The organism is uncultured Kordia sp., assembly GCF_947489565.1.
In the GTDB taxonomy this organism is placed as follows: Bacteria; Bacteroidota; Bacteroidia; order Flavobacteriales; family Flavobacteriaceae; genus Kordia.
The window spans coordinates 1-12,424 of the sequence record NZ_CANLEA010000020.1; the positions used below are offsets into that span (position 1 = coordinate 1).

General features: G+C 35.0%; 9 protein-coding genes. 4 read left to right on the forward strand and 5 right to left on the reverse strand.

All coding sequences use genetic code 11. The features are described 5' to 3' along the window. Positions 1 to 695: 695 nt before the first annotated feature. Positions 696 to 2,114, reverse strand: coding sequence for an L-serine ammonia-lyase (locus tag Q0845_RS22065; protein ID WP_298518030.1), 1,419 nt, complete (start codon positions 2,112 to 2,114; stop codon positions 696 to 698). Between the two features lie 236 nt (positions 2,115 to 2,350). Between Q0845_RS22065 and Q0845_RS22070 the strand changes: the two genes are divergently transcribed. Together Q0845_RS22070 and dnaK are read left to right on the forward strand one after the other, a co-directional pair. Then, entirely contained in the window at positions 2,351 to 2,530 is a 180-nt protein-coding gene (locus Q0845_RS22070) for a hypothetical protein (protein ID WP_298518034.1), read from the forward strand. Positions 2,531 to 2,680: 150 nt separating this feature from the next. After that, a complete protein-coding gene (gene dnaK, locus Q0845_RS22075; RefSeq protein ID WP_298518037.1) occupies positions 2,681 to 4,597 on the forward strand; it encodes a molecular chaperone DnaK in 1,917 nt (638 codons plus the stop codon). A gap of 65 nt (positions 4,598 to 4,662) precedes the next feature. Here dnaK and Q0845_RS22080 read toward each other — a convergent pair whose 3' ends face one another. The 4 genes from Q0845_RS22080 to Q0845_RS22095 all read right to left on the reverse strand — a co-directional run bounded on the left by Q0845_RS22080 (position 4,663) and on the right by Q0845_RS22095 (position 10,814). Next, positions 4,663 to 5,499, reverse strand: coding sequence for a DUF6569 family protein (locus tag Q0845_RS22080; RefSeq protein WP_298518040.1), 837 nt, complete (start codon positions 5,497 to 5,499; stop codon positions 4,663 to 4,665). A gap of 336 nt (positions 5,500 to 5,835) precedes the next feature. Further along, positions 5,836 to 7,488: an HYR domain-containing protein gene (locus Q0845_RS22085; RefSeq protein WP_298518043.1), complete on the reverse strand. Its 1,653-nt coding sequence runs from the start codon at positions 7,486 to 7,488 to the stop codon at positions 5,836 to 5,838. Between the two features lie 218 nt (positions 7,489 to 7,706). Beyond that, positions 7,707 to 9,809, reverse strand: coding sequence for a DNA helicase RecQ (recQ, locus tag Q0845_RS22090; RefSeq protein WP_298518045.1), 2,103 nt, complete (start codon positions 9,807 to 9,809; stop codon positions 7,707 to 7,709). Positions 9,810 to 10,169: 360 nt separating this feature from the next. Continuing rightward, complete coding sequence (locus Q0845_RS22095) at positions 10,170 to 10,814, reverse strand: esterase (protein ID WP_298518048.1); 645 nt, start codon at positions 10,812 to 10,814, stop codon at positions 10,170 to 10,172. A gap of 73 nt (positions 10,815 to 10,887) precedes the next feature. Here Q0845_RS22095 and Q0845_RS22100 point away from each other — a divergent pair, with 73 nt between their 5' ends. Beyond that, the gene (locus tag Q0845_RS22100) at positions 10,888 to 11,307 is read left to right on the forward strand and encodes a hotdog fold thioesterase (protein ID WP_298518051.1); all 420 of its coding nucleotides are present in this window, start codon (positions 10,888 to 10,890) and stop codon (positions 11,305 to 11,307) included. Positions 11,308 to 11,318: 11 nt separating this feature from the next. Then, complete coding sequence (locus Q0845_RS22105; RefSeq protein WP_298518054.1) at positions 11,319 to 12,410, forward strand: chorismate-binding protein; 1,092 nt, start codon at positions 11,319 to 11,321, stop codon at positions 12,408 to 12,410. Positions 12,411 to 12,424 lie beyond the last annotated feature (14 nt).

A 12,424-nucleotide genomic window follows, 5' to 3' on the forward strand; every position in this document is an offset into this window, starting at 1 on the left:
CGTCTAAGAGCTTAGTAAGTCTAAGAAGTCTAAAAGCGAAGCATATCTAAAATCAAACATTTCTCGATACAATTTTTTACAAAAATCACTCGAAAAGACGTTTTGAGACAATAATTTTATTGAATAAATCCAAGAACAGAGCAATTCCAAAAGCGAAAGCGCGTCTAAGAGCTTAGCAAGTCTAAGAAGTCTAAAAGCAAAGCGTATCTAAAATCAAACATTTCTCGATACAATTTTTCACAAAAATCACTCGCAAAGACGTTTTGAGTCTATAATTTTATTGAATAAACTCAAGAACAGAGCAAGTCTAAAAGCGAAAGCGCGTCTAAGAGCTTAGCAAGTCTAAGAAGTCTAAAAGCGAAGCGTATCTAAAATCAAACATTTCTCGACACAATTTTTTACAAAAATCACTCGAAAAGACGTTTTGAGACTATAATTTTATTGAATAAATCCAAGAGTAAAGCAAGTCCAAAAGCGAAAGCGCGTCTAAGAGCATAGCAAGTGTAAGAAGTCTAAAAGAGAAGCGTATCTAAAATCAAACATTTCTCGATACAATTTTTTACAAAAATCACTCGAAAAGACGTTTTGAGACTATAATTCTATTGAATAAACCCAAGAACAAAACAAGTCCAAAAGCGAAAGCGCGTCTAAGAGCATAGCAAGTCTAAGAAGTCTAAAAGCGAAGCGTATCTACCTTAACAATCCGCTAAATTCACACCAACAGCCAATCCACCTTCGGAGGTTTCTTTATATTTAGAATTCATGTCTTTTGCAGTTTCCCACATGGTATGAACCACTTTATCGAGAGGAACTTTGGTATCTTCCGGATTGGTTTCCATAGCCAATTCTGCGGCATTAATTGCTTTGATAGCTCCCATAGAATTACGCTCAATACACGGAACTTGTACCAAACCACCAATAGGATCGCAGGTCATTCCCAAATGATGTTCCATAGCAATTTCGGCAGCAATCATGACTTGTTCAGGCGAACCTCCATACAATTCTGTCAAAGCACCAGCGGCCATTGCAGAAGAAACACCAATTTCAGCTTGGCAACCGCCCATAGCTGCAGAAATAGTAGCTCCTTTTTTGAAAATACTGCCAATTTCACCAGCAACTAACAAAAATCGTTTGATGTGACTAAAATCAGCTTTATGATTTTCAATCACCATATAATACATTAAAACAGCGGGAATAACGCCAGCACTTCCATTCGTGGGAGCTGTTACCACACGACCTAAAGAAGCGTTTACTTCATTAACGGCTAGCGCAAAACAACTTACCCATTTAAAAATTTGACGGAATCGCACCTTTGTTTTTCGGATGGTTTGCAGCCATTCTTCCGGATTGGAATATGGTAAATCTCCTTTTAACTTTTGATGAATGTCATATGATCTACGTTTTACATTCAATCCGCCAGGTAAAATACCATGTGTGTGACAACCTGTATACATACATTCAAGCATGGTTTTCCATACACGATTTAATTCAGCATCAATTTCTTCTGGAAAACGCAATAAAGTTTCGTTTAAGAGAACAATTTCAGAAATCTTTTTTTGTTCCTTTTCGCAAAACTCCAGTAAGTCAGTTGCTTTATTAATAGGATATGGAAAAATACGAATAGGATGATCGGTATCATCATGTGTTTCATTTTCTTTGACCACAAATCCGCCACCAATGGAATAGAAAGTTGAAGAATGTATTTTATGATTTACAATCGCGTGAAATGTGATTCCATTTGGGTGAAATGATAAAAAATCAGAATTGAATATAATGTCTTTACTTGGCGTAAATGAAATGTCTTTTTCTTGATTAAAAGATAGCGTTTTCGTTGTTGAAATGGTTTCTACAATTTCAGGAATACGATCGGTCGGAACAGTTTCAGGATCGGCTCCATACAAACCGAGTAATACGGCTAAATCTGTAGCATGTCCCTTTCCAGTCAATGACAAAGAGCCAAATAAATCTACTTTAATAGAGGTAACGTCGTTAAAAAGATTGGCAGCTTTCAGTTCTTTAATCCAGCTTTCGGCAGCTCTCCAAGGTCCTAAAGTATGGGAACTAGAAGGTCCTACACCAATTTTTAGCATATCAAAAACGCTGATGTATTCCATAATAAGTTAGTTGTTCGTGGCTGTAAATATAATTGTATTGTTTGAAACTATACACCTTTATATTTTCCTAGTTAAAGTTTTTTTAAACTTGTAGGAAATCATTTCATTTCTCTGTAAATTTAAGTAATCTAGATCAACAGATTTTAATATCATATGTTAAAATGAGTAAAATCTGAATATGAATTCATCAATTTTTTTAGTAATCGAACTTCAAAAGTTCATCAAAACACATTATTATGAAAAACAAAAAAGCGAACAAAAAGCTAAGCTTTAAAAAAATTAAAGTTTCAGAATTAGGAACCTTGAGTATTAAAGGTGGCGGATCATTATTTACTTGTTATTGTTGTACGTCTGATCACTGTCCAAATTCACAAGATCAATGTGAAACAATTAGGGGAAATACGTGTTTCTGCTAATCATTTTACAACGTTTTTAGGAAATGCTGACATCATGTCAGCATTTTTTTGTTGGCATAGTCATTGACTTATTATACTCGCATTAGAAAAGCAAACATTTTTAAAATTAAAGTATAACACAACACAATAGATAAAAGTTTAAAATAAGTTATGAGTAAAATTATTGGAATCGATTTAGGAACTACCAACTCATGTGTTTCTGTAATGGAAGGAAACGAGCCAGTAGTAATTGCAAATGCTGAGGGAAGACGTACAACTCCTTCTGTTATTGCTTTTGTTGAAGGTGGAGAAATTAAAGTTGGAGATCCTGCAAAAAGACAGGCAGTAACAAACCCTACAAAAACGGTTTATTCTATTAAGCGTTTTATGGGGAACAAATTTTCTGAATCTTCAAAAGAAGCAGGACGTGTTCCTTACAAAGTAGTAAAAGGAGACAACGATACACCAAGAGTTGATATCGATGGACGTTTATATACACCACAAGAATTATCAGCAATGATCCTTCAAAAAATGAAGAAAACTGCTGAAGAGTTCTTAGGACAAGATGTTACGGAAGCTGTAGTTACAGTTCCTGCATACTTTAACGATGCACAACGTCAAGCAACTAAAGAAGCTGGTGAAATTGCTGGTTTAAAAGTAAGAAGAATTATCAATGAGCCAACTGCTGCGGCATTAGCTTACGGATTAGATAAAAAAGGACAAGACCAAAAAATTGCTGTTTTTGACTTTGGAGGTGGAACACATGATGTTTCTGTCTTAGAATTAGGAGATGGAGTTTTTGAAGTATTAGCTACGGATGGAGATACACACTTAGGTGGTGATGACGTAGATGAGAAAATTATCAACTGGTTGGCAGATGAGTTCAACAATGATGAAGGAATGGATTTACGTAAAGATCCTATGGCATTGCAACGTTTAAAGGAAGCTGCAGAGAAAGCTAAGATTGAATTATCTAGCTCAACTTCTACAGAAATTAACTTGCCTTATATTACGGCAACTGCAAGCGGACCTAAGCACTTAGTACGTTCATTATCAAGATCTAAATTTGAGCAATTAATTGACGATTTAGTAAAAAGAACAATCGAGCCTTGTCAAACTGCCCTTAAGAATGCAGGTTTATCTACAGGAGATATTGATGAAATTATCTTAGTTGGTGGATCAACACGTATTCCAGCAGTACAAGAAGCTGTTGAAAAATTCTTTGGTAAAAAACCAAGTAAAGGAGTAAACCCTGATGAGGTTGTTGCCGTTGGTGCAGCAATTCAAGGTGGAGTTTTAACAGGAGATGTTAAAGACGTTTTATTATTAGATGTAACGCCACTTTCATTAGGAATTGAAACGATGGGGAATGTAATGACAAAGTTGATTGATGCTAACACAACAATTCCAACGAAAAAGTCACAAGTATTCTCAACTGCAGCAGACAATCAGCCATCTGTGGAAATTCACGTATTACAAGGTGAGCGTCCAATGGCAGCACACAATAAAACAATTGGTCGTTTTCACTTGGATGGAATTCCACCAGCACAAAGAGGAGTTCCTCAAATTGAAGTAACGTTTGATATTGATGCGAACGGAATCATCAATGTTTCTGCAAAAGATAAAGGAACAAACAAAGAGCAAAATATTCGTATTGAAGCTTCTTCAGGATTGACAGAAGAAGAAATTGCAAAAATGAAGCAAGAAGCAGAAGCAAATGCGGAAGCGGATAAAGCTGCAAAAGAAACGGCTGATAAGTTAAACAGCGCAGATTCTATGATTTTCCAAACAGAAAAGCAATTAAGCGAATTTGGTGATAAATTATCTGATGATAAGAAAAAGCCAATCGAAGATGCTTTGGAAGAATTGAAGAAAGCGTATGAAACAAAAGACATCGCTGTAATCGATCCTGCTTTAGAGAAAATCAACGAAGCATGGAAAGTTGCTAGTGAAGAAATGTACAAAGCACAGGCTGAAGCACAACAAGGTGATGCTGGACAAGCTGGACCAGAAGCTTCTGCACCAAGCGGAGATGAAGGGAAAGACGGAGAAGATGTACAAGACGTAGACTTCGAAGAAGTGAAATAATTATTTCACAGCTATATAAAACAAAAAAGCAGCTCAATGAGCTGCTTTTTTTATAGCAATACTTTTTAAAAAGAAGTCAAGTGCAACTTTTTATTTTTATAACGGAACACAGTTCCTTTTCCTTTTAATTTTGCCTCTTGTTCAGCTTCAATCTTCATGAATTTTTCATAGTATTTAGAAACTTCTGCATTGCTAAGTGTCGGTTTTCCACCATTTGTAATGGCTTCTGTGATGTATGAATGTAACAATCCTTGGTATGCGTTTTTAAACAAATCGTGCGTTGCAAAGATGTCGCAACCAATAATTTTATCGCCAGAAACGGCAATGACTCCAACGACAGAAGATTTATTGATAAGTCTGTTCTTAAAAAAATCTAAATAGGAATTCAAATCTTTGGTGTATGTTTTTGACTTTGCCAATTCAGCATAGGTTCCTGTACCAGAAGTTGCTTGATTTTTCTTGGTAGTTTCTGCCACATTTGCCCAAACTTTTTGCTGATCTTTCTCTACCAAAGCTGCTTTTCTAACTTCCTTGCTACTTACATTATAATAACCATTAAAGTTATTTCCAGATTCTTTTTGTTGCCATCTGTGTTGTTCTACGCAAAACGCTGGAATATTCTTTGTTTCGCCTGGTGCAATCACAACATCTTCTGCAACCAATCGATCTTGTTTTCCGCCTTTTACCACTTCTCCCGCAATGATATATACATTTACATTTGAGTTGTTGATGGCAATAAGCGTATTTACAGAACCAGAATCATTGATTTCTATTTTACCAGATTCAATCGCTTTTTTTAAATTATCATACTTCCCAATATTTTGATAGGCTTTTTTATAAGCAGTATTGGCTTTAATTGGAATGAGTTGTAAATTTTTGAATACATTTTTTTTCGTATTCATGATTTTTAAATTTTTGCTGTTCATCTGCGCCGATACAGAGATAAAACAACAGCAAAATAACGCTACTAACGCATACTTACTATAAGACATGATGTATTGATTTTAAGAATTTCCTATGGAAAATAACTTCAATATCTAAGTAAAAAAATATGAAATTAGTCTAGTGTAGTTCTCAGGATGTAAAAACGGCGTATGGGTTAGGGAAGAAGCTGTATAGAATAGAGAAAGCTATTTGAAGAGTCAAATTTTCGTCAAACCAAACTTGATTCAGGATGACGTTTTTAAAGACTTTTCAAATAGCTTCTGCTCTAAAAATTATGGTGTCTTACTAAGGTTTTAGTTTTTCACAATTCGCTTTACAGCAATATTATTTTGAATGTCTTGCAATCGTATAAAATACATTCCTGCTGCAAGATTAGAAATATCAATAGTTTTTCCTTCTGAAAGTTGTCCAATATCCGTTGAGGTTTGAAGTATTCTTCCATTTAAATCTGTAATGGCAATGCTAGCCAAAGAAACATTGGTCACACTATTAATCGTAATCAAACCTTTTGTTGGATTTGGAACCAAATCAATACTGTTTGAAAATGAATTTTCAGTGACACTTAAGTTTTCATCTACAGTAACGTCAAAAGAGCACATGACAGCATTTCCTGCCAAATCGGTAATCGTAAATGTATTGGTTGTTGTTCCAATTGGGAAATCGGCTCCACTAGCTAAACCAGCTGTTTGCGTAGGAATGTAATCAATTTCTAAAAGATATCTGTACGTACTTCCATTAGTAATGTCATTCCAACCGCCACTTGATTGTATTACAGTATAATCTTCATTTCCAGCATTATTCGGCTCACCGGGATTCCAGTTGTCATAAGTAGATGTATCTCCACTCTGCCATACAAAAGTACCTTCGGTGGCAGTATCACTAAATCCAAGTAAAACATCTCCAGCACCTCCAACTTTACTAATTGCTTCTGTAATAGTTGCATTGTCTGTTGCATTTCTTATTGTTCCCACAAAACCACCTTGTGAAATAGCATCGTTAAATGCATCTGCAGGTGCAAAAGAATTGTCTGATAAATAATACGCTTTCCCATTAATATTGGTCAATGGCGTAAAATCTGTTAAAGGATTGATCAACACACAATTATCGGTAGGAGATAAGGTGTAATTTACAACGGCGGTCGTATCTCCAAAATTAGCAGCAGTAATCATAATATCTGCAGGACAACCCGCTACTGGATCTTCATTATCTGTAACTGTTACCGTAAAACTACAGCTAGATACATTATTATCGGAATCGGTCACGCTCATAAAAACTTCGGTAACTCCAACTGGAAATGCTGAACCAGAAGCTAAACCAGAAGTTACGGTTGGTGTCAACATACCATCTTCTGTATCGTTGGCAGTGACACTATAGTTTACAACAGCTTCGCATAGTCCTGTAGTGTTATTTACGTTTATGTTTGCAGGACAAGTAATTACTGGTGAATCTCCAATAGATTCATACAATTGCACGTCTGCAATTTGATTGATGCTAGATGTACCACAAGTTCCTGTAAAATTAACTCTATAATAGGTATATGAGTTTGTATTTGTAAATGAAAATGTTCTTGAGAAAAAACGAGTGGAAACACACGGAAGATTTCCAGTAGCAATACTTGTGAAGTTTGTTCCGTCGTTAGAACCAAAAATTTCATAATCTGTTGGATCTCTTTCAGGCGCGTCATTTGCAGTGACAAATTCCATGGCAATTGCAGTCGCAGAAACGCCTAATAAATCGACTTCAAATCCAATACCATCAAAAGCATTGAAATCTAAGTATTTTGTATTAGAATTTTGATCAATTACATTCTGAACAGCTTCACCACCAGGAGAATTTACACTACCAAAAGTGGTGGCGGTATGTATGCTATCGTCAAAAATTCCTTGTGCATAATTGGTGGTTATGCCAGTGATAAAAAGAAATAAAACGAGTAATTTTTTTTTCATAATGAGTTGGTTAAGGTTAATTTTACTTTGAAATTTGTCAGGAAGTTAGTAGAATTTGATTAGACTATCAAATTTTTCATTTAAATTGACTAAAAATTATAAACTTCTCAAAATCAACTACATTATAAGGTTATTACTGTGATAAATGCAATCACAGCATAGCTATTTTATCTATCGAACAAATAGATTATGAATGAAGAAAATAAAAATTGAATGCTTTACGATTTTTTCTCGTTTAAAATTGCCAAACCAATCCGAATAGTATTGTATGACATTGCTTCTTGAAAATGTTCAAAATAAGGTTTCAACGTTTCCGGGTTTGCAAGTTCTTCTTGGGCTTTTCGAATACTATCCAAATCGTGTTTATCAATAAATTGATTCAAGTCGATATTTTCGCCTCCATTGTATAGCTTGAAAATATGTGAAAAAATAGTACCAACAGCTAATTTTCGTTCTTCAGCTATTTCTTCAAGCGACAAACCTAATTGGTACAATTCAAAAGTTTTCTTTGTCGTATCTACTTTCCGTTTTTTCTTCTTTTCATTCGTAAAACTGATGATTTCTTTGATGAAAGCATGTCCGTAATTCATCATTTTTACACGACCAACGCCACTAATTCGTATAAATTCTTCGTCAGACATTGGACGTTCGGCTTCCATTTCGCGCAATGTAGCATCACTGAAAATTTGGTATGCAGGAACATCTTCCTCTGTAGAAATTTCCAAACGGATGGCACGTAAACGTTCAAATAACGAATTCTTTGAAACTTTTGGCTTCTTCTTTTTCTGTTCCTCTTTTTCTTTTTCGGCTTCCACTAAATTTGCTAAATCTACTTTTTGCTGATTAAAGAGTACATCTTTCGCAAAATCAGTGAGTTTTAATTTATTATTTTCATGAAAAGCAATTTCTAAATATCCTTGATTAATGAGTTGTGTAATATATTGTTTCCAATCAAGCCAAGCAATATCTTTAGCAATTCCGTAGGTTTTTAATTCTTGATAGCCTTTTTCATAAATTGTATTATTTTGTGCGCCACGCAATACGTCAATCACCGTTCCAATAGGTTCTTGGCCGTTTACACGTGCAACAGCAGATAAGGCTTTTTGTGCAATGACTGTTCCGTCAAAAAACTGTGGTGGATTGGTACATACATCACAGTTTCCGCAATCTTCACTAATCAATTCACCAAAATAATTCAACAAAATTTTTCGGCGACAACTCAATGCATCTGCATATTCTTTCATACGGTCGAGTTTGGCCAACTGAACTTCTACATTTCCAGAGCTTTGGGCAAATTTCTTTAATTGAATCACATCGCCATAACTATGAAAAAGCAGCGTATTTGAGGGCAATCCGTCACGTCCGGCACGACCAATTTCTTGGTAATAACCTTCTATATTTTTAGGTAAATTATAATGAATCACCCAACGAACATTCGATTTGTCAATTCCCATTCCAAAGGCAATAGTAGCACAAATTACTTGGCAGGTATCATTGATAAAATCTTCTTGAGTTTTAGCGCGAAATTCATGACCAATTCCCGCATGATAAGCAACGGCATTGATGTTTGCATTTTGTAGCTTTTCTGCAACTTTTTCGGTGGCTTTTCTGCTCAAACAGTAAATAATTCCACTTTCGTTTGGGCGATCGTCTATAAAATTGATGATTTGTTTGATACGATCATTGGCAGGACGTACTTCTAATTTTAAATTCTTTCGATCAAAAGAAGCAATATGTTGTTTGGCATGCGAAATATTCAACTGACTAGCAATATCTTCGCGTGTTGCTTTATCGGCTGTAGCAGTCAAAGCAATTAGTGGAACCTTTGGAAAACGTTTCTTCAAATACCCAAGATTGGTATACGCAGGACGAAAATCGTGTCCCCAAGAAGAAATACAATGCGCTTCATCTATGGCAATAAGACTAATAGTTTGACTGTTGAAAATATTTTCTAAATACGATAAACTTTCAGGCGCAGTGTACAATAATTTGAGTTCACCGTTTTCAATTTTTTTGAAAATTTCTTGTTGTTCTGTTTCGGTCTGACTACTATTTAAAAATGCTGCAGCAATTCCATTTGTGGTCAATCCGTCTACTTGATCTTTCATCAAGGCAATCAAAGGAGAAATCACAATGGTAATACCATCTAGCAAAATAGCGGGCAGTTGAAAACAAATTGATTTTCCACCACCTGTAGGCATAATCACTAAATTATCATTTCCTTTAAAAATGGAATTTATAATTTCTTCTTGTAGTGGTCTAAATTTGTCGTATCCGAAATATTCTTTTAATGTTTTTGTAAGTATAGTTGGAGCTATCATAGCTTACAAAGAAACTAAAAAATAATGTGAGTATTATGCCATTTTTAGTCTTAAACCATGTGCTTGTAGTATAATTAAAAAATAAAGATTCAGTACTGATATAAAGCTAATAAAGAGAGTATTAGTTTTTCACCTTGTAACCTTTTGATAATGAGTGTAATAAAAAATGCATGATCTTGAAAATCATGCATTTTTTTGGTTGGTTGATTGGTTATTATAGATGAGACTGAGCTACTTTAGGTTTTTTAGGAAAACTAAAAATCATCGCTCAGCGATATTTTTCATAGTGTAAAAGTATATAGAAAAAGGAAAAATGCATTACGTGATCGCCTTACTATATGTAGGTAAGTCCGTTACATTTTAAGCTTTTTTTAACATTTCTAAGGCTGTTTTAGATACTTTGTGCGTGCCTTCGTATGTTTTAAAAGTGTAATTCTTACCAAATAATAATTGCATTTTTTCATGTTCTTGATGCATGCGTTCTTCTGTAAAATATTCGTCTTGCAAACCTACGATATTCAGTATTTTTGTTTTTTCAGGATTGATAAATGAAAAATCTTCTGTAGTTAATTCTGTGGGAATGCTTCCTGCATATATGATCAATTTATCACAAGGAATTTGATAACGCGAAACCCAACGCATTGCTACCGAAACACCTTGCGAAAAGCCTAATACAAAGAAATTTACATGCTCAGGAATTTGTTCTGCATGATAAATGGCGTTTAAATTTGCCATGACATTTTTGATTTCTGCTTGTGTGTTTTCGCGTGTCAACCAACTTGCACCAACATGTTTGTATTCGTTTTTTAAATAGTATTTAGAAGACGCTTGTGGTGCAATGATGTAATTTTCATCCGGATTCAAAGCATCAAAATATTTAATAAAGTAACGGCTCAAAAAACCAATTCCATGACATACAAACCAAACATTCTTCGTGTTATTGGTCAACGTGTTCATGGTTGAATATGTATTTGTAATTTGATACGCAATTTCTTTTTCTTCCATTAGTATAATTATGCTTAGGGTTTCGTATTTTTGTATTTCAAAAGTAGTCGATAAATTTCCATAAATATATCAAATGAATCTCAATAAAGAAGCAATTTTAGCACAACTCAATGCAATTGTCCCTAATACTTTGTTAGAAACACTAAAAATTTCCTATACAGATGTAGGTGACGATTTTTTAACCGCAAAAATGCCCGTAAATCCAAGCGTACATCAACCACAAGGATTATTGCATGGCGGCGCTACTGTAGCATTGGCTGAAACCGTTGGAAGCACAGCTTCTCATTTATTTATTGATACGTCAAAGTTTAAAATAAAAGGATTGGAAATTTCTGCCAATCATTTAAAAAGTAAAAAAGATGGCGAAGTGTTTGCAACCGCACGTCCTATTCACAAAGGACGCACTACACATCTTTGGGAAATTAGAGTGGAAGACGAAGAAGGCAATTTGATTTCCCTTTGTAAATTAACGACCATCGTTTTAGCGAAGTAATATTCATAAATATGTTAGCAAAGCTATCAGTACAACTTCAAAAACAACTTCCTTTTGTAGCTTACAGAAGACCTAAAAATACTTCGGTAATGCTAGTTTTTCAGCATACAAATGAATTGCATACAGTTTCAGATTTTACAGAAAGCGGATTTGTATTTGCACCTTTTGACAATACGAAAAAACCAATTCTCATACCATTTGATGAGGTATACTTAGGATCTGCAGACAAAGTTGAATCTGATAGTACGGCAAGCGGCTCTATGAATCCATCTGCGGAAGCATACGAACAACATCTCAAATTGGTCAAAAAAGGAGTGGACACAATTCAAAATTCAGACATTGAAAAAATTGTATTGTCACGCACAGAAGAAATTGATTCCACGATACATCCTTTTGTCATTTTTGAACGCTTGCGAGCGAATTATCCAAACGCTTTTGTGTATTTATGGTATCATCCAAAAGTAGGCATGTGGGCAGGAGCGACACCAGAAACACTCGTAAATGCTAGAAGAACAAATATTACCACCATGTCTTTGGCAGGAACTCGAAAATTTCAAGAAAATGTGGAGGTTTCTTGGAATCAAAAGGAACGAGAAGAACAGCAAATTGTAACCGATTATATTGTAGATAGTTTGCAAAACATTACGACCAACGTATCCGTTACAGAAGCAAAAACTCACCGAGCAGGAAGTTTGGTGCACTTATGTGCTATGATTTCTGGAAGAATGGCAGCAAATGTAAATATTGGTGATATTATTACGGCGTTGCATCCTACACCAGCAATTTGTGGTTTTCCAACGGAAGCAGCGAAATCGTTTATTTTACAAGAAGAAAATTACGATCGCACCTTTTATACAGGTTATTTAGGAGAATTGAATCTAAAGGAAGAAACTTCGCGAAATCGCAATCGTAAAAATCAGGAAAATAGCGCGTACAAAACCATTCGAAGCTCTTCTGAATTGTATGTAAACTTGCGCTGTATGGAGCTGACAACGACAAAAAGAATCCTGTACATTGGTGGCGGAATTACCAAAGACTCGGATCCTGAATCAGAGTGGCAAGAAACACTAGCCAAATCGCAAATAATGAAGCGAGTATTATAAAAAATACATTGAAA

Coding starts and splice junctions, on each gene's coding strand:
- dnaK (WP_298518037.1), top strand. CDS start 2,681: ATGAGTAAAATTATTGGAATCGATTTAGGAACTACCAACTCATGTGTT.
- Q0845_RS22105 (WP_298518054.1), top strand. CDS start 11,319: ATGTTAGCAAAGCTATCAGTACAACTTCAAAAACAACTTCCTTTTGTA.
- Q0845_RS22065 (WP_298518030.1), bottom strand. CDS start 2,114: ATGGAATACATCAGCGTTTTTGATATGCTAAAAATTGGTGTAGGACCT.
- Q0845_RS22085 (WP_298518043.1), bottom strand. CDS start 7,488: ATGAAAAAAAAATTACTCGTTTTATTTCTTTTTATCACTGGCATAACC.
- Q0845_RS22070 (WP_298518034.1), top strand. CDS start 2,351: ATGAAAAACAAAAAAGCGAACAAAAAGCTAAGCTTTAAAAAAATTAAA.
- Q0845_RS22095 (WP_298518048.1), bottom strand. CDS start 10,814: ATGGAAGAAAAAGAAATTGCGTATCAAATTACAAATACATATTCAACC.
- Q0845_RS22080 (WP_298518040.1), bottom strand. CDS start 5,499: ATGAATACGAAAAAAAATGTATTCAAAAATTTACAACTCATTCCAATT.
- Q0845_RS22100 (WP_298518051.1), top strand. CDS start 10,888: ATGAATCTCAATAAAGAAGCAATTTTAGCACAACTCAATGCAATTGTC.
- recQ (WP_298518045.1), bottom strand. CDS start 9,809: ATGATAGCTCCAACTATACTTACAAAAACATTAAAAGAATATTTCGGA.